We start from the raw sequence: 17,733 nt of genomic DNA on the forward strand, positions 1-17,733 counted from the left end.
GATCTCCCGACCGAATCGTCCCTCGACGAATGTCGACGGCGGTCCGGATTCCGGCGGACTTATTCGGCCGCCGGCCCCAGATGCTGGAACCGAAATGGTCGCCTTCAACCTCGTCAGCGGCGCCGTCTGGCTCGCCTGTGGGCTGGTAATCTGCTACCTCGCCTACCTCATCGGCGTTCGCGGTCGGGTGGATCTCCACGCGAGCTACGACGCCGACGAGTCGGTCGATCCCGCCTACGTCGCCCGGCGAGCCGGCGGAACGGCCATGCTCATGGGGTTGCTCACCATCGCGTACGCCGTCCGCGAGATGGTCTATGGCTTTCGACCGGCGGCGCTCGGCGCCCTGATCGTCGCGCTGCTCGCGTTGAGCTACGTCAGCAAGCTATTCGCCCGCGGCGTCGGCTACCGGGGCTGAACCGCCGCGCGCGTTCGAGTACGTCGCTCGCCGAATGCGATCGCACCGCCGCTTCGAGTACGATCGGCGACGCTCCGTATCGAGACGCCGTCAGAAGATCCGCGTCGAACGGTGGGACAGCCGCGGGAGACCCGTTACTTGTGCCGATCGAGCAGGTCGTAGCTGCGCTCCCACTCGGCGTCGTCGTCGAAGTACCGCTCGGCCAGCGGCTGGTCGGGCAGTTCGCCGACGGCGGATTTCTCCTCCTGGTAGGACGGTCGGTCTTCATCGACGTAGTAGCGTCCGGTGAGGACGGTGCCGTCGTAGAGGGCGCTTTCGGTCTCGTACATCATCTCGGCCGCCTCGCGGCGATCGGTGACGTCGAAGTCGTAGTCGTCGGACTCCTGGACGTCGACGTACGGGACGTACTGGCGGGCGTCCTTGTTCCAGGTCGGACACTGCGTGAGGAAGTCGATGTGCGCGAAGCCGTCGTGCTCGATCGCTTCCTTGATGATCTCCTTGGCCTGGTTGGGGTTCACGGCGGCGGTGCGAGCGACGTAGCTCGCGCCGGCGTTCAGCGACATCGACAGCGGTCGCAGCGGCGTCTTCGCGCTGCCCGACGGCTGGGTCTTCGACTTGTGGCCCTTCGGACTGGTGGGCGAGGTCTGGCCCTTCGTCAGGCCGAAGATCTCGTTGTTGAAGACGATGTAGGTGATGTCGTGGTTCTCGCGGGCCGTGTGGATCCAGTGGTTGCCGCCGATGCCGTAGCCGTCGCCGTCGCCGCCGGCGGCGACGACCTCGAGTTCGGGGTTGGCGAGTTTGGCGGCGCGAGCCACGGGCAGCGAGCGGCCGTGGATCGTGTGGAACCCGTAGGTGTCCAGGTAGCTGTTCAGCTTGCCGGAACAGCCGATCCCGGTGACCGTCAGGACTTCCTCGGGCGTCTTGCCGACTTCCGGGAGGGCCTGCTTCAGCGCCTTCAGAACGCCGAAGTCACCACAGCCCGGACACCAGGTCGGCTGCGGTTCGACACCGGGCGTGTACTCGTCCCGGTCGATCTCTCGTTCTTCACCGATTGCGTTGAATGCACTCATGGTTAATCACCTGCTGCGGGTTCGATGCGTACCTGTGCGGTCGGTTCGCGGTCCTCGTCCGCGATGTTGACCTCGTACCCCTCGACGACCTCCGCAGGTTCGAATGGGTTCCCGTTGTACTTGAGCAGGCTGGTCATCCTGTCGCCGAAGCGACCGAGTTCCTTCTGGATGAGACCGCGGAACTGCGCCGTCGCGTTCATCTCGACGACCATCGCCTCGTCGACGCTCTCGAGGAACTCCTCGACTTCGGCTTCGGGGAACGGCATCATGTCGGAGACGCTCAGTCCCTTGACCGAGTGGCCGCTCTCGTTCAGGCGGGAAACGGCTTCGACGACGGCACCCTGGGAGGAGCCCCAGGTGATGATGCCGTACTCGGCCGTCTCGTCGCCGAAGTAGGTCTGGTTCGACTCGTGTTCCTCGTCGAGTTCCTCGCGGATCGCCTCGAGTTTCCCGATCCGGCGGTCCATCTGGTAGACGCGGTTGTCCGGGTCCTCGCTGATGTGTCCAACGGGGCTGTGCTCGTTACCCGTCGCGAGGTAGCGTCCGCCCTTCTGGCCCGGCAGCGATCGCGGGCTGACGTGTTTGTCGTTGTCGGGTTCGTACTCGAAGCGGTGGAACTTCCCGGAAGCGTCGTGGGCGGCCTCCCGGAGTTCCTCCTCGGTGAGCGTCGATCCCAGGTCGGGTTCGGGCTCACGGTCGAAGAACTCGACGTCGACGTTCGTGTTCTCGCCGGAGAGCTTCTGGTCGTAGATGAGGATCGTCGGGATCTGGTACTCCCAGGCGATGTGGAACGCGAGTCGGGTTTGCTCGTAGGCCTCCTCGATGTTCCCCGGCGCGAAGACGACCCGCGAGGAGTCGCCCTGGCTCGTATAGAGGACGAACTCGAGGTCGCCCTGCTCGGGTTTCGTCGGCATCCCGGTCGAGGGACCGGCGCGCATCGACTCGACGAGCACGATCGGCGTCTCGGTCATCTCGGCGAGACCGAGCGGTTCGCTCATCAGCGCGAAGCCGCCGCCGGAGGAGCCGGACATGGCCTTCGCGCCGGCGTGGCTCGCGCCGACGGCCAGCGCGGCCGCGGCGATCTCGTCTTCGACCTGTTCGGAGACGCCGCCCATGTCGGGGAAGTTCTGGCTGAGGATGGTGAACACGTCCGTCCACGGCGTCATCGGGTAGCCGGCGATGAAGCGACAGCCGCCGTCGATCGCGCCGTAGGCGATCGCGTTCGAACCGGACAGCAGCGCCTGCTCGGTCTCGTGTTCGCCCGTCGGGATGCGGAGGTCGTGTTCGACCTCGATCTCGTCGCCGACCATCTCGTAGGCTTCGTGGAGGATCTCGAGGTTCGCCTCGAGGACGTCCCCGGACATCGCGTCCTCCATTAGGTCCTCGATGTGCTCGAGATCCATCTCGAGCAGCCCCGCCGTCACGCCGACGCCGGCGGTGTTTCGCATGACCTCGCGGCCGTGTTCCTTTGCGAGGCTGCGAAGGTCGACCGGATAGACGTGCCAGCCGTTCTCCTTGGCGCGTTTCTCGAGATCGAGTTCCGCGACGTCCTCCTCGCTGAGGAGCCCCTCGTCGTAGACGATGACGCCCCCCTCGCGAAGATCGTCCAGGTTCTCCGACAGCGGCTTGATCTCTTCGTTGCCGTAATACGCTTCCTCCTGGGGGTTCCGGGCGAACGAGTCGCCGAGCGCGAGCAGGAAGTTGTAGCCGTCACCCCGTGACTGTACCTCGTGGCCTGCCGCTCGGATCTCGACGTACGTGTGACCGCCGCGGATTCGCGATGGATAGTGGCGGTGTGTAAATACGTGGAGCCCCGAGCGCATCAGCGCCTTTGCGAAATTCTGGCTCGTCGAGTCGATTCCGTCGCCGGAACCGCCTGCGATTCGCCAGATGAGTTCGTCGTCGCTCATGGGTAGATCTGTGGCCTGTTGGCCAACCGTACCGGAGTTTCGGACCAGTGTACCTAAAGCCTTTGCTATAGATTATCATGCATCTATCGTGAAGAATGAACAACCATCCAATTCACCACACTGTCAGGATTAGTTTGTATGGGAAATTCGTGAAGAAAGTCCCGGAACCGAGAGGGCAAACCGATCGATAGGCGGCACAGCCGTCTCTCCTAACAGTTCCGGACGGCGGACCCACCAGCACGTTTTTTGTAACGCCCGGGGAGCTAGTTAATATGTGCTACATTGTCAGGACGCCGAAACGAAGGGCGGGAACAGCGTCCGGAACACTCCGCTCGTGGGCCGTCGACGAGGGGGATTCGGTCGAACGGGGCGAGACGATCGCACGGGTCGAATTCGAATCGAGCGCCGACGAAGCCGAACCGAGCGGAACCGCGGTCGAAGCCCGCGATCGCGGCGTCCTCCGACGGATGTATTTCGACGCCGGCGCGGCGGCACCGCCGGGAACGCCGATCGGGATCGTCGGGCCGGCGGACGCGGACGTCGCCGAACTGGAAGCCGAAGCGGCGGCCGAACTGGCCGAAATCGTCGCGGAGGCGACGGCGATCCCCGAAACCGGAGCCGAAGCCGGCGAGTCGACGACCGACGCCGTCGACACGGAGATGCCCGCCCGGACGCTCACCGCGCACAATCCCGAGGGGGTGGCGGGGACGATCGAGGCCGGTTCGTTCCGGTGGCGGTTCGACGAACCCGAGGCGGCCGGCGGCTCGGAGCTGGGACCGACGCCCGTCGACGTCTTCCTCGGCGGGTTCGCCGCCTGTCTGTCCCTGAGCGTGCGCTTCCAGGCGAACAAACGCGAGGCGTCGGTCGGGGCGATCGACGTGACGGCCGACGCCGAGCCCGAACGCGGCTCCGTCGATCGACTCGCGGTGACGGTCGAACTCGAGACCGACGCCGACGCCGAGACGGTCGAACGCATCGTCGACCTCGGCGAGCGGGGCTGTCACGTCTCGCAGTTGCTCCGGGAGGATCTGCCGCTCGAAGTGAACTGGGAACGGACCTGAGCGTTCTGGAGCGACGGATTCGATCGCGCGCCGAGCCGGTCGAACCCGCCGGTCACACCCCCGCAACGGCGGCCGGTTCGGTCGCGACGAGGCTGCGGTAGTACGCGACCAGGTACGTGTACGTGAGGCCGGAGGCGATCGTTCCGAGAACCAGCGTCAACCCGACCGACAGCGCGAACCTCGATCCGGAGGTGACGACGATAGCTCCCGCCTCCGTGGTCTCGGTGGCCGTCAGGTAAAGCGCCATCCCCGGCCCCTGACCGATCGCGGAAATCGCGAGGGAGACGAGCGAAAAGCCGACGGCGCTGACGAAGTTTCGGCGCACGAGCGCCGCGCTCCGGCTCAGCGAATCGATCGCCCCGACCCCGCTGACGACGATCGCCGCGTCGTAAAACTGCAGAAACAAGACGACGAGGCCGACCAGGAGGCCGACGAGGCCGAACACGACGATCACCGCGGCGCCGACGCTCCCGCTCGCCGCCACCGTTCCGACCCCGACGACCGCCGCCGCAATGACGCCGGCGAACGACACGCTGATCACGATCACCGCGAACACGATCGTCGCGGCCAGCAGCGAGACGTAGCTCGCTTTGCCGCCGCGAACGAACGCGCCGAGATCCGTCGAGCCCGCGAGCGCTTCGTTCGCCATCGTGAGCAAGCCGCCCAGAGGGAACGGAAACACGAAGATCCATGGAAGCCACAGTACCGCCGCGATCACGGAACTGACGTACGCGTTGACGACGACGGAGACTTCACCCAACCCGACCAGGAACAGGGCCCCCACCAGGATGACGGGATTCGATCGAAACGCGGCCCACGCGGTCGACAAGTCACGTATCGCGCTCATTCCCGGATAGATGAAGTACCGACTGTAAATAGTTGCTGTACCCAGTTTCCGGAAAGATGCCTGGACGGGAACTCGTGGACGCACCCGCACCCGATCGAAGGAGACGGCCCCCGACTATCGGTGGAGTTCGCGGAGTCGCCTGATACGTTCGTGCGTCGGCGGGTGGGTGGCCCGCGGCGGGACGATCGCCGAACTCGGAACGATACAGAAGGCGTTGAATCCCGCGACGCGTCGGAGGTCGGTCTCCGGCGGGGCCGATCCGTGGAGGGTCGCGAGCGCGCTGGCGAGAGCGTACGGATCGCCGGTGATCGCGACCGCGCCCCTGTCGGCGGCGAACTCGCGGTACCGGGAGAGCACGGCGATGCCGGGGAGACTCACGAGGTAGATCGGGAGCCCCACGAACAGCAGGTAGATCCCGATCACCAGCGGCCAGCCGAAGACGAACGACGCGGCCGAAATGGACCTGCCGGCCAGCGAGAGTACCATCGCGGAGACGGCCATCGGGAACCCGGCGACCGTCATGACCGACGAGTCGGCGTTTTTGAGGTGGGCCAGTTCGTGCGCGAGCACCGCCTCCAGTTCGTCCTCGGAGAGCGCCTTCAGGAGGCCGGTCGTCACGCAGACGACCGTCCGATCGCCCGTTCCCGCCGAGAGGGCGTTCGCTTCGTCGCTCGGAATCACGGCGATCGGCGGGACCGGCAGGTCGGCCTGCCGTGCCAGTCGCTCCACCGCATCGTGGAGTTCCGGGTGCTGGTCGCGGTCGATCGCGATCGCTTTCGTCGCCAGGTACGCGATGCGATCGGCCTGCGTGACGCTCACGGCCAGCGCGATGAGCAAGACCGCGCCGAAGCCGACGGCGATCCGATCGGAGAACACCGTTACGACGACGCCGAAAAGGGCGGCGTAGCCGAGGAGTGTCAGGGCGAGCGCGAGGACCATTCGTCCCTGGAGGCGGCGATCGGACGTCCAGTTCATAGTCGAACTACTCGCGGACAGTTCAAATAGCTATCTAGTCCGTGCGTTCGGAGAGCGCCGATCCGTTCCGCGGACGACGTCCGTTCGATCGCGCCACACACGGCGTTTTTCGGGACCTGGGACGCCGCGGAGTCGCTACTCGTTGTGCGGGTTGCTCGGGTGGTAGTCCGTATCGTACTCGCCGGGCCGATCGTCGACCCGATCGGGGTTCATCCGGCCGGACAGGAGCATGAAGTCGACCAGCGTCAGCGCGAGCATGGCCTCGACGACGGGGACGCCTCGGGGCGGGAGGACGGGGTCGTGGCGGCCGATCACCTTCTCCTCTTTGATCTCGCCGGTCTCCCAGTCGGCGGTCTGCTGGGTCTTCGGGATCGACGTGGGCGCGTGCAGCGTCACCTCGCCGTAGATCGGTTCGCCGCTCGAAATGCCGCCCTGGATGCCGCCGTGGTCGTTCTCGACGGGCACCGGATTACCCTCGTCGTCGAACTCCCAGTCGTCGTTTCGCTCGTAGCCGGTCCACTCGGCGGCCTCCGCGCCGAGGCCGAACTCGAAGGCCGTCGTCGCCGGAATCGCCATCATGGCCTGACCGAGTCGCGCCGACAGCGAGTCGAAGCGCGGCGCGCCAAGGCCGACGGGGACGCCCCGGGCCTCGAAGTAGATGCTGCCGCCGATCGAGTCGCCCTCCTCCTGGTAGTCCTCGATCAGCTCTTGCATCTCCGCGGCGGTCTCCGGGTGGGCGCAGCGAACGTCGTTCTCCTCGCTGTGCTCGAACAGCTCTTCGAAGCTCACGTCGGGCGCCTCGACGTCGCCGATCTGGTTGACGTGCGCCTTGAGTTCGACTCCCTCGAGTGAGAGCAGCTTCTTCGCGATCGCGCCCGCCGCGACCCAGTTGACCGTCTCCCTGGCCGAGGAGCGGCCGCCGCCGCCCCAGTTGCGCGTGCCGAACTTCGCGGAGTAGGTAAAGTCGCCATGAGAGGGCCGGGGTGCAGTGATGAACGGTTCGTACTTGCCGGATCGGGCGTCCTTGTTCTGGATGACCATGCCGATCGGCGTCCCCGTCGTGTAGCCGTCCTGGACGCCCGATTTGATCGAGACGGCGTCGGGTTCGCCGCGGCTGGTCGTGATCATCGACTGGCCGGGTTTGCGTCGATCGAGGTCCGCTTGGATGTCCTCTTCGGACAGTTCAAGGCCGGCCGGACAGCCGGAGACGGTACAGCCCATCGCCTCTCCGTGGCTCTCACCGAAGGTGGTCACCTGAAAGAGACGACCGAAGCGATTGCCGTTCATTACGACCTGCTCGGGGGCGCGGACACTTAGCCCTGCAGGGTTCGCGCAATACGGGCCTCGGTCGCGACATTGGTCGGCCTCGACGCGCCGCATCACGGTTCGAAGCGTTAGCGGGCTGACGGGCCGACAGTGGGTTTATCCGCGGCACCCGCCATGATATTCGCATGACCGAGCGGGCAACCGACTCCGGGCCACCGGCCCATCCGGCGGCGAGCGAGACGGCGCTCCGGTGGTACGGAACGCTGGCCGAAACCGTCGACGGTGGCGTGTTCCACCTCGACGCTGACGGGGCCCTCGTCGCGGTCGACGAATCGTTCGCCGAATTGATCGGAGACACCCGCGCGGGTCTCCTCGACGATCGGCGGCGAAGCCCGTTCGCCGATCGCGATCTCGAACGGATTCGGCGGCGACTCGACGACTGCGAGCGCGGCGGCGCCGCGGTCGCGGAGTGCGACCTCGCGCTCCGCGCCGGTGACGGGACGGCCGTCCCGTGTTCAGTTCGAGTTTCGCGTCTCGAGACCGACGGCGCGAACCGCGGAACGATCGGCATCGCTCGGGAGCGCGCGGAGACGCCTCGAAAGGGGATCGAGACGCCGCTCGATCGCTCCCCGGCGTCGGTCCCGCACTCGGACTCCGGGACGCCCCTGCTCGACGGTGCGCTGCGATCGGTCTTCGATGACGCGGCCGTCGGCGTCTTCGTCCTCGACGACGCGTTCGACGTCGCGTGGATCAACGAGACGGCGAGACGGTACTTCGGGCTCGACCGCGAGGCCGTCGTGGGTCGTGACAAGCGCGAACTGATTCGGGACACCCTTCGGCGGCGGATCGATGGCGGCGAGGCGTTCGCGGAGACGGTGTTCGCGACGGACGACGACGACAACTACGTCGAGCGCTTCGAGTGCCACGTCACCGCCGGCGAGGACCGCGAGGAGCGGTGGCTCGAATACCGGAGCAAGCCGATCGAGTCGGGGCCGTACGCCGGCGGCCGGGTCGAACTGTACTACGACGTCACCGGCCGCCGCCGCCACGCCGGCCGGTTGCAACGGCTCAACCGGGCCGTCCACGAGTGGCTCGAGGGGACGACCCGCGAGGAGATCGCCGAGCGCGCGTGTCGACACCTCGTCGACGTGCTCGGGCTGGACATCAACGGCGTCTTTCTGGCCGACGACGCGGCCCGAGCGCTCGAACCGATCGCCTGGTCCGACCGATCGGAGGCGCTCTTCGACGAGCTACCGACGTTCGAGGAGGGAGACGGGATCGCCTGGCGCGTCTTCGAAACCGGCCGCGAGGAAGTGTACGACGACGTGACCACGGAGCCGGCCGTCTACGACCCGAACACGCCGATTCGAAGCGAGATCGTGCTCCCGATCGGGGATTACGGGATCATCATCGCCGGCTCCGAGCGACGAGCCGCGTTCGGAGAGAACGACCTGACGCTCGCGCGGATCGCCGCGTCGAGTCTCGAAGTGACGTTCGATCGGCTCCGACACGAACGGCGGTTGGAGCGGGAGCGAGCCCAGACAGAGAAACTGCTCCAGACCGCGCCGATCGCGATCGCGGTCGAGGACGCGTCCGGCGAGACGATCCTGTCGAATCGACGCGCCGACGGCGTCCCCGGCTTTCCGACGTGGGAGCGGGCGGGGTCGTCGACCGGGACCGAGGAGTGGGACCTCCTCGACGACGGCGGCGATCCGCTCGATCCAGCGGAGACGCCCGCCGCGCGCGTTCGAGCGATCGGCGAACCGGTGATCGACGAGGAACTCGCGCTCGATCGGCGATCGGCGTCGGAGACGCGGTGGTACTCGGTCAGCGCGGTTCCGGTGTACCGCCCCGACGGGTCCCTCGAACGGGTCGTTTCGACCGGCGAGGAGATCACCCATCTCAAGGAGCACGAGCGGCGACTCGAACGGCGCAAGCGGGAACTCGAGAGCGAACTCGGCGAGATCTTCGGCCGGATCTCCGACGCCGTCTACGCGCTCGACGAGGAGTGGCGGTTCACGCACGTGAACGATCGCGCGGCGGAGTTGCTGGACCGATCCAGGGACGAGCTGGTCGGCGGCAACGTCTGGGACATGTTCCCGGAGGCCGGCGAATCCGACCTCTACGAGCAGTACCACGAGGCGATGGAGCGCCAGGAACCGGCCTCGTTCGAGTACTACTCCGAACCGCTGGGCTTCTGGGCGCAGGTGAACGTCTACCCGTCGGAGACGGGGCTGTCGGTGTACTTCAGGGACGTCTCGGAGCGAAAAGCGCGCGTCCGCCAACTCGAACTCAGCGAGCGGCGGTACCGGACGCTGGCGGAGGACTTCCCCAACGGGATCGTCGTCCTCTACGACGACGACCTCAGGTACACGCTCGCGGCCGGACAGGCGTTCGACGAGATCCCGCCGTCCGAACCGGCGGTGGAGGGACGACGGCCGACCGACGTCTTCCCGCCCGAGACCGCGGCCGAACTCGAAACCGCGTACGAGGCGGCACTCGACGGCGACGAGCGAACGCTCGAGATCGAGTACGCCGATCGGGAGTGGTTGGTCCACGCGGCGCCGATCACCGCCGACGACGGGACGGTGCTCAACGGACTGGCGACCGCACAGGACATCACCGAGCAGAAGGAGCGAGAGCGCGACCTCGCGAAGTACGAGACGATCGTCGAGACGATGGAAGACGGGGTTTACGCGCTCGACGGCGACGGCCGATTCACGACGGTCAACGAGGCCTACGCGGCGCTGACCGGGCACGATCGCGAGGACCTGCTCGGGAGCCACGGCTCGATCGTCGTCGACGAAGCGGTGATGGGACTCGCCGAGCAGATCGCCGCCGACGCCGACCGGTCGACGATCGAGACGGAACTCGAGACGAAAACCGGCGATCGAGTCCCGATCGAGGCGACCGTGACGAGAGCGACGACGGTCGACGACGAGCGCGAGCGAATCGGCGTCGTTCGCGACGTGACGGGCCGGCTCGAGCGCCAGCGCAAACTCGAGGCGAGCGAAGAGCGGTACCGGACGCTCGTGGAGAACTTCCCGGGCGGCGTCGTCGCGCTGTTCGACGACGACCTGCGGTACACCGCCGCCGGGGGTCGGCTCATCGGCGACCTCGGGATCGATCGAGAGACGACGATCGGCCGGTCGATCTCCGATCACTATCCCGACGACCTCGCCGACGAGGTCGAACCTCACTTCGAGGCCGCCCTCCGGGGTGAAGAGCGCTCCTTCGAAGTCGCGTACCGGGGTCGGGAGTTGCTCGCGCACGCGCTGCCGATCGAACCCGCCGGCGAGGAGCACCGAGGGATGCTCGTCGTCCAGGACGTCACTGCGCGACGGGAGTATCAGCGCAAACTCGAGACGTCGAACGAACGGCTCGAACAGTTCGCCTACGCCGCCAGCCACGACATCCAGGAACCGCTGCGGATGGTCACGAGCTACCTCCAGTTGCTCGAACGCCGCTACGCCGACACCCTCGACGAGGATGCGCGGGAATTCATCGACTTCGCCGTCGACGGCGCCGACCGCATGCGCGAGATGATCAACGGGTTGCTCGAGTACTCCCGCGTCGAGAGCCAGGGCGAATCGTTCGAACCGGTCGACCTGAGCGCCGTCGTCGACGACGTCCGGACGGACCTCCAGCTACAGATCGAGGAGAGCGACGCCGCGATCGCAGCGGGGCCGCTCCCGCGGGCCTCCGGCGATCGCGGGCAGCTTCGACAGGTGTTCCAGAACCTGCTGGCCAACGCGATCGAGTACAGCGGCGACGAGCCGCCGAGAGTCGAGATCGCGGCCGACCGGCGCGGCGACGAGGTGGTGGTCTCCGTCCGCGACGAGGGGATCGGCATCGATCCGGCCGACGCCGATCGCATCTTCGATGTCTTCCAGCGACTGCACGCACGCGGTGAGTACGACGGAACGGGCATCGGACTCGCCCTCTGTCACCGGATCATCGAGCGCCACCAGGGCGATATCTGGGTCGAATCCGAACCCGGCGCGGGCTCGACGTTCTCGTTTACGCTTTCGGCGGTCGATCGCGACGCGTAGCGGATCCGAACCGACGCCCGCCCGATCGAGTTCATTCCCGGAGTTGATCCAGCCGACACGCTGCGAACGGAACGAGCATCTCCTCGCGAGTGAGTCCGCCGTGCATGCCGATCGACTTCATCGGGCCCCACCACAGTCCCCGGTTTCGACGGACCGCGATCAGATCGCCGCACCGACGGGAGAACGTGTCCGACGGCGTCCCCGGGCCAAATAGCCCGCGTTCGATCGCTTGGTCACGGGTGAACGTGCGCACGTCCAGCCGCGATTCGACGCGCTCGCGCACCTCCTCGAGTCGATCGGGTCGGACGTAGAAGTGGACGTTCCGCGGGCTGCCGGTCGGTAGTCGCGGGTTCCCGTCGGCGTCGCGCCGGAAGTCCGCCCGGAACGACGACCAGTCGTCCCACTCGCTCATCTCGACGTTTTCCTCGGGGACGGTGTCGACGATCCCGTGGTCGGCCGTCACCAGCAGCAGGGTTCGCTCGGCCAAGTCCGGGTCGAGGCGGTCGATCAGTTCCCGCCGCAGCCGATCGCAGATCGCCTCCAGGTTCGCCTCGTACCGTTCGGTGCCCGTCCCCTCGCGGTGTGAGATCACGTCGATCGTCGGCTCGTAGGCGTAGACGTAGGTCCGTCCCGACGCGCCTTCGAGCGTTCGACGGATCGAGAGCGCGAGGTCGGCGACGGTGTCGTAGCCGACGCGCTCGGCGCCCTCGGTCGTCGCGCGCGTGTACCCCGAGTCGACGAACGTCGACGGCTGGATCGCGTAGGCGTCGATTCCCGCCTCCAGAGCGCGGCCGTACAGCGGCTCGCCCTCGAACAGCTCCCGGGCTTCCGAGGAGGGGGACGCCGTCGCGAGCGGTTCGCCCTCGAGCGTCGTAAACGGCAGCGTCTGGACGATCCGTCCGGCGGAGTCGAGGTACTGGTTCCAGCCGAGCAACCCGTGTTCGATCGGCGGGCGGCCGGTGTGGACGGTCGTGATCGCCGCCGCAGTCTCGGAGGGGTAGATCGACGTCAGCGGCGTCACCGCGCCGCGATCGGTGATCGCCGAGAGGAGGCCGTGGTCGTCGTGCGACGCCGTCCAGCGCTCGTAGCCGAAGCCGTCGAGCAGGAAGAGCACGACGTTGTCGACGTCCGTCGGGACGCCGTCGAAGACGCCCTCCGGGAGCCGGCGATCGAAGCCGTCGTCGAGCACCGACAGCGCCGTCACCGGGACGTTGGCGAAGCAGTAGTCCTCGTACGACGGAAACCAGTAGCCGTCGTCCGCCCGTTCGCCGAGCGTCTCCGCGATGCGATCCCGCAGCATGGCACCGCCTACGGACCCGCGATAATAAAGTCCCACCCGGTCGTGTCAACGGCACACATACTTCGGGCTGGCCAGGAGCCCGGACGCCGTCCGTCGACCCGCACGCCCGGGGTCGGCTTCGATCGGCGTCAGTCCGCGCGGTCGACCGTCGTCCCCAGATCCTCGAGTACGTCGAAGAAGCCAGGGAAGGAGACGTCGACGTGTTCGGCGCCCTCGATCGTCGTCTCGCCGTCGGCGACCAGCCCGGCCAGCGCGAGCGCCATGACGATCCGGTGGTCGCCCCGGCCGCGAACCGTCGCTCCTTCGAGCCGGGAGTCGCCGCCGTGGACCGTCAGCGAGTCGCGCTTTTCGGTCGTCTCGACGCCCATCTCGCCCAGCTCCTCGGCCATCGCGCTCACCCGATCGGTCTCCTTGTAGCGGACGTGCTCGGCGTCCACAATGTGCGTGTCGTCGTCCGCGACCGCGCCGAGCGTCGCGATCGTCGGCAGCAGGTCCGGCGTGTCCGCGACGGAGACCTCGATCCCCGACAGCGGCGCCGCTCCGACGTCGATCGTCCCGGCGTCGCGGTCCCACTCGACGTCGGCACCCATCCGATCGACGATGTCGACGATCGCGGTGTCACCCTGCGCGCTCGGCTGCGCGCCCTCAACCGTGACCGTCTCGCCGCCGGCGATCGCCCCCGCCGCGAGCAGGTACGAGATCGAGGAGAAGTCGCCGGGGACGCTGTATTCGCCGCCCTCGGGGGCGTACCGCTGGCCGCCAGCGACCGCGAACCCTGCCTCCGTCCGCTCGGCCTCGACGCCGAAGTCCGCGAGCAGCTCGAGCGTCACGTCGACGTACGGCGCGGACTTGAGTTCCGTCTCGAGGTCGATCTCGACGCCTTCGTCGGTGACGGCGCCGGCCATCAGCAGCGCCGTGATGTACTGCGAGGAGACGTCGCCGGGGATCGAGACCGCGTCGCCCTCTACGGGTCCGGTGACGACCAGCGGCGCCTGGCCGTTCCCGCGGGTACTGAACGCCTCGCCGCCCAGGTCGGCTATCGCGTCGAGCAGCGGGCCCTGGGGACGCGATCGGAGGGAGTCGTCGCCGGTGAGGACCGACGTCCCGTCGGCCAGCGCCGCCGTGGCCGTGACCAGCCGCATCGTCGTGCCGCTGTTACCGCAGTCGATCACGTCGGCCGGGACGTCAGGACGGCCGTCGAAGCCCGAAACCTCCAGCGTGCCGTCGTCGGTGCGGGTGACGTCGCCGCCGAACAGCTCGACGGCGCGGGCGGTCGCTCGCGTATCGGCGCTCCAGAGTGCGTCGTGAACCGTCGCGCTGTCCGCATACCCCGAGGCGAGGATCGCCCGGTGGGTGTAGCTCTTCGACGGCGGTGCGCGGGCCGCTCCGCGAACCCGCGACGGAGAGATCGTAACGTCCATACGGTGTCTGTGTCCGGCCCCCCTATCACGATACCGGTGGTGGTAGTATTCCGAATCATCGTCGCCGAGGCGGACCCGAGCCGGTACCGTCTCCGGTTCGCGCCGTTCTGTCGCCGGAATCCGGGCAATTATGTGGCCCGATCGCACATCACCGGACATGGGTGCCGAGCTTTCACCGCTTCTCTCGTTCCTCGACGACGAGGACCTCGACGGATACCTCATCGACGACGACGCGTCGGACTCCGATCAACGGTACGTCTCCGGCTTCGACGCGCCGGACGCCTACCAGACGCTCGTCACCGCGGACGGCGCGGTCCACCTGCTGGTCTCGGGGCTCGAGTACGGCCGCGCCGCCGCGGACGCCGACGCCGACGCCGTTGCGCGCCGATCGGACTACGCCTTCCAGGAACTGCTCGCCGAGTACGGCCCCTACGAGGGGAAAATCCGGGGCGTGACCGCCTTTCTGGAGGATCACGATGTCGAGTCGATCGCCGTCCCGCGAAACTTCCCGACGGGAACCGCGGACGGACTCCGCGATCGCGGGCTTTCGGTCGCGGTCGAACCCGAGGGCATCGTCAAGGGTATCCGCGCGACGAAAACGGACGCGGAGATCGATCGCATCCGATCGACCCAGCGCGCCAACGAGGCCGCGATGGCGGCGGCGGCGGACCTCATCGCGGCCGCCGAGATCGAAAACGGGGCCCTCGTCCGCGACGGCGAGCCGCTGACCAGCGAGCGCGTCAAACAGGAGATCGAGATCACGCTGATCCGCCACGGCTGCGCGCTCGACGACACGATCGTCGCCTGCGGAGCCGACGCCGCCGACCCGCACGATCGGGGTAGCGGCCCCCTCGAAGCGAACGAACTGATCGTGATCGACATCTTCCCGCGGGACAAGGAGACGAAGTACTTCGCGGACATGACGCGAACCTTCGCCAGGGGCGACCCCGGCAAGGAGGCCCGCCGCCGATACGAGGTCACCAACGAAGCATTCGAGGCCGCGCTCGAGGCGATCGAACCCGGCGTCACGGGTTCGGACGTCCACGACGCGGCTTGCGACGCGATCGAGGCGGCGGGCTACGAGACACTGCGGAGCGATCCGAGCGCCGAAACCGGGTTCATCCACAGCACCGGCCACGGCGTCGGCCTCGACATCCACGAGCAGCCGAGCGTCTCCCCCGCGGGCGGCGAGCTGGAACCCGGCCACGTGATCACGATCGAGCCCGGGATCTACGATCCCGCGATCGGCGGCGTCCGCATCGAGGACCTGGTCGTCGTGACCGAGGACGGGTACGAGAACCTGACCGAGTACCCGATCGGCGACGGGCCGACGATCGAGTAACGATCGCGTCCGTCGGCGCGTCCGGGGAAGGTCAACGTTGACTGTGCCCGGGATAGTAGTTTCCTCCTGCAATGCTCGAACTGTACCAGGCGGAGGGCTGCCCGTTCTGTGCGAAGGCCCGCCAAAAACTGACCGAACTCGGCGTCTCGTACGTCGCTCACAATCCCCGGCTTCCGGGCGAGGAAGGGGGCGATGTGCTCAACGAGCAAACGTACCGCGAGATGACCGAACTGGGCGGCCAGGATCAGATTCCGTTCTTGATCGACACCGATCGCGAGGAAGCGCTTTACGAGAGCGACGCCATCGTCGACTACCTGGAGGAACACTACGGCTGAACGGGCCGGCCCGAACCGATCGCCGCCAGCACGCTACCGATCGTGCGCGATCCGCTCGCCAACGTCGAGCCCGTTCCGCAAGGCGGCGTGGAGTCGTCCCTCGCCGGCGATCCAGTCGCCCAGACAGTACAGGTTCGCGTCCTCGGCGCTGCGAACCGGCACCTCCGGGACGCCGTCCTCGGGGAGCGCGTACCGCCAGCCGTGGTGGTCGGTCCAGCCGGGATCGGCGAGCCGATCGGCGTCCAACAACGCGGCGGTGAGTTCCGCGAGCGTCGCCAGGTTCGATTCGGGATCGTCGTCGGCGTGCGCGACGGACCAGTCGTGATTGGCCTGGACGATCAGCAACGACTCTCCGTCGGGAACGTGACCCGGTTTACACTCCTCGCGGGCGATCCAGCCGATCTCGTGGTCTTTGTCCGTATTCACCAGCGCGTAGTACGGTTTTTCGAGTTCGAACGGGTAGTGGTAGATCGCCGTCCAGATCGTCCGGTACGGAACGTCGTCGATCGCCTCGACGAGCGCGTCCCGGCTGTCGGACTCCCACTGGGCCGATCGGAGCAGCTCGGCCGTCTGCGGGGCCGGCGGGTTCAGACAGAGCACGTCGAACGGACCCCATGTCTCGCCGTCGGCGTCCGTAAGGCGCCACTGGGGGTTCTCGGTTCCCGAATCGCTCTCTCGGATCACTCGTTCGATCCGCGTCTCGCGGTGGACGGTTGCTGCCGTCCGATCGAACAATCGCGTCGCGATCTGGGTGAGCCCCCGCCGGTAGGTCCATTTGTGGTCGTCGACGTCCCGTCCTTTGGATACGTTTCCGGCGGCATCGAACGTCCAGATCGGTTCGGTGACGTCGACCAGCCCCTCGGTGTCCAGCGTCTCCGTCAGCAACTCGACGACCCGATCGTCGTCCGACGTGACGTAGTTCGCCCCGTAGTCGTAGACGACGCCGTTGCGGCGCCGCGTCGCGGCCCGCCCGCAGACGCCGCGCGATTTTTCGAGGACGGTCACGGACGCGTCGTCGGTCGAGTCGTCGAGGACGAACGCGGCGGCCGCGGCCGCCGCACCGGCGCCCACGATTCCGATTCGCGTCATACGCGCCGATCGGATCTCGTGACGGAAATAGTTGCGCGCAGCTCCGGTGCCTTGCCGAAATTCGCGCGGGCGATCGTGGTGATTTTCGCGGGCGGAGCTTCGATGCTCCTTCTCTCCACGATTATCGAACCGATAGTCGACCCTGTAATTTAATATACAGTAACTTCCACAGACATCTATGTATCAACATAAACCCGCTAAAATCGGCGCAGGTATCGGTGCATTCGGCGCGTTGTTCCTTCTGCTGACGACGACACTGCTCTTTATCGTTCCGCAGGAACTGCTATCCCCGGCGGCGAGCACGGCCTACATCGAAACGTGGTCGCGATCGATCACAACCGTCGGGGGATTCGTATTCTCCGTCGGGATTCCCCTCGCTTGTACCGCGATCGCATATTATCTGACGGCGGCGGACCACACGCCGGGAAGCGTCGTCGTCGGATTCCTCGTCGGCGGGGTCGTCTTTATCGTCGGAAATGCGATTCTCGGGGTAACAGTAACCAACTTCTTCGTACACGGTGTCGGCGTCGAGCAGTCGTTACTCGGTCATATGCAACATAGCCTGTCCGATGGTCTGCGATTGTTCGTAGGGGGGCTCGTCGGGGTCGCCGGTGCGCTCGTCGTTGAGGAATATTCCTAGGTGTTCACCG

General features: G+C 66.9%; 14 protein-coding genes. 6 read left to right on the top strand and 8 right to left on the bottom strand.

What is annotated here, in order from left to right; all coding sequences use genetic code 11:
• The first annotated feature begins 94 nt into the window (after positions 1-94).
• Positions 95-415 carry a hypothetical protein gene (locus MUH00_RS13475; RefSeq protein WP_246999343.1) on the top strand — a complete coding sequence of 107 codons (321 nt, stop codon included), beginning with the start codon at positions 95-97 and terminating at the stop codon, positions 413-415.
• A 134-nt stretch (positions 416-549) separates the two neighbouring features.
• Here MUH00_RS13475 and MUH00_RS13480 read toward each other — a convergent pair whose 3' ends face one another.
• Positions 550-1,485 (bottom strand): thiamine pyrophosphate-dependent enzyme, encoded by a 936-nt coding sequence (locus tag MUH00_RS13480; RefSeq protein WP_246999345.1) that lies wholly within the window; start codon positions 1,483-1,485, stop codon positions 550-552.
• Between the two features lie 2 nt (positions 1,486-1,487).
• The gene (locus MUH00_RS13485) at positions 1,488-3,395 is read right to left on the bottom strand and encodes a 2-oxoacid:acceptor oxidoreductase subunit alpha (RefSeq protein WP_246999347.1); all 1,908 of its coding nucleotides are present in this window, start codon (positions 3,393-3,395) and stop codon (positions 1,488-1,490) included.
• A gap of 272 nt (positions 3,396-3,667) precedes the next feature.
• Between MUH00_RS13485 and MUH00_RS13490 the strand changes: the two genes are divergently transcribed.
• Positions 3,668-4,456 carry an OsmC family protein gene (locus MUH00_RS13490; protein ID WP_246999349.1) on the top strand — a complete coding sequence of 263 codons (789 nt, stop codon included), beginning with the start codon at positions 3,668-3,670 and terminating at the stop codon, positions 4,454-4,456.
• Positions 4,457-4,508: 52 nt separating this feature from the next.
• On the opposite strand, the gene MUH00_RS13495 is transcribed toward MUH00_RS13490, so the two are convergent.
• The 3 genes from MUH00_RS13495 to aroC form a co-directional block, all read right to left on the bottom strand.
• Positions 4,509-5,303, bottom strand: coding sequence for a DUF7847 domain-containing protein (locus MUH00_RS13495; RefSeq protein WP_246999351.1), 795 nt, complete (start codon positions 5,301-5,303; stop codon positions 4,509-4,511).
• Between the two features lie 114 nt (positions 5,304-5,417).
• The gene (locus MUH00_RS13500) at positions 5,418-6,278 is read right to left on the bottom strand and encodes a M48 family metalloprotease (protein ID WP_246999360.1); all 861 of its coding nucleotides are present in this window, start codon (positions 6,276-6,278) and stop codon (positions 5,418-5,420) included.
• 135 nt (positions 6,279-6,413) lie between these two features.
• Positions 6,414-7,565 (bottom strand): chorismate synthase, encoded by a 1,152-nt coding sequence (gene aroC, locus MUH00_RS13505; protein WP_246999362.1) that lies wholly within the window; start codon positions 7,563-7,565, stop codon positions 6,414-6,416.
• A 164-nt stretch (positions 7,566-7,729) separates the two neighbouring features.
• Here aroC and MUH00_RS13510 point away from each other — a divergent pair, with 164 nt between their 5' ends.
• Complete coding sequence (locus MUH00_RS13510; RefSeq protein ID WP_246999364.1) at positions 7,730-11,596, top strand: PAS domain S-box protein; 3,867 nt, start codon at positions 7,730-7,732, stop codon at positions 11,594-11,596.
• Positions 11,597-11,627: 31 nt separating this feature from the next.
• On the opposite strand, the gene MUH00_RS13515 is transcribed toward MUH00_RS13510, so the two are convergent.
• A complete protein-coding gene (locus MUH00_RS13515) occupies positions 11,628-12,896 on the bottom strand; it encodes an alkaline phosphatase family protein (RefSeq protein WP_246999366.1) in 1,269 nt (422 codons plus the stop codon).
• 128 nt (positions 12,897-13,024) lie between these two features.
• Complete coding sequence (gene aroA / locus MUH00_RS13520; protein WP_246999368.1) at positions 13,025-14,317, bottom strand: 3-phosphoshikimate 1-carboxyvinyltransferase; 1,293 nt, start codon at positions 14,315-14,317, stop codon at positions 13,025-13,027.
• A gap of 157 nt (positions 14,318-14,474) precedes the next feature.
• Here aroA and MUH00_RS13525 point away from each other — a divergent pair, with 157 nt between their 5' ends.
• Entirely contained in the window at positions 14,475-15,659 is a 1,185-nt protein-coding gene (locus MUH00_RS13525) for a M24 family metallopeptidase (protein ID WP_246999370.1), read from the top strand.
• A gap of 71 nt (positions 15,660-15,730) precedes the next feature.
• A complete protein-coding gene (locus MUH00_RS13530) occupies positions 15,731-15,994 on the top strand; it encodes a glutathione S-transferase N-terminal domain-containing protein (RefSeq protein ID WP_246999373.1) in 264 nt (87 codons plus the stop codon).
• A 33-nt stretch (positions 15,995-16,027) separates the two neighbouring features.
• Here MUH00_RS13530 and MUH00_RS13535 read toward each other — a convergent pair whose 3' ends face one another.
• A complete protein-coding gene (locus MUH00_RS13535; RefSeq protein ID WP_246999376.1) occupies positions 16,028-17,083 on the bottom strand; it encodes an NAD(P)/FAD-dependent oxidoreductase in 1,056 nt (351 codons plus the stop codon).
• Between the two features lie 178 nt (positions 17,084-17,261).
• Between MUH00_RS13535 and MUH00_RS13540 the strand changes: the two genes are divergently transcribed.
• A complete protein-coding gene (locus MUH00_RS13540; protein WP_246999377.1) occupies positions 17,262-17,723 on the top strand; it encodes a hypothetical protein in 462 nt (153 codons plus the stop codon).
• The last annotated feature ends 10 nt before the right edge of the window (positions 17,724-17,733 follow it).

It is taken from the genome of Halosolutus gelatinilyticus (assembly GCF_023028105.1).
Taxonomy (GTDB): domain Archaea; phylum Halobacteriota; class Halobacteria; order Halobacteriales; family Natrialbaceae; genus Halosolutus; species Halosolutus gelatinilyticus.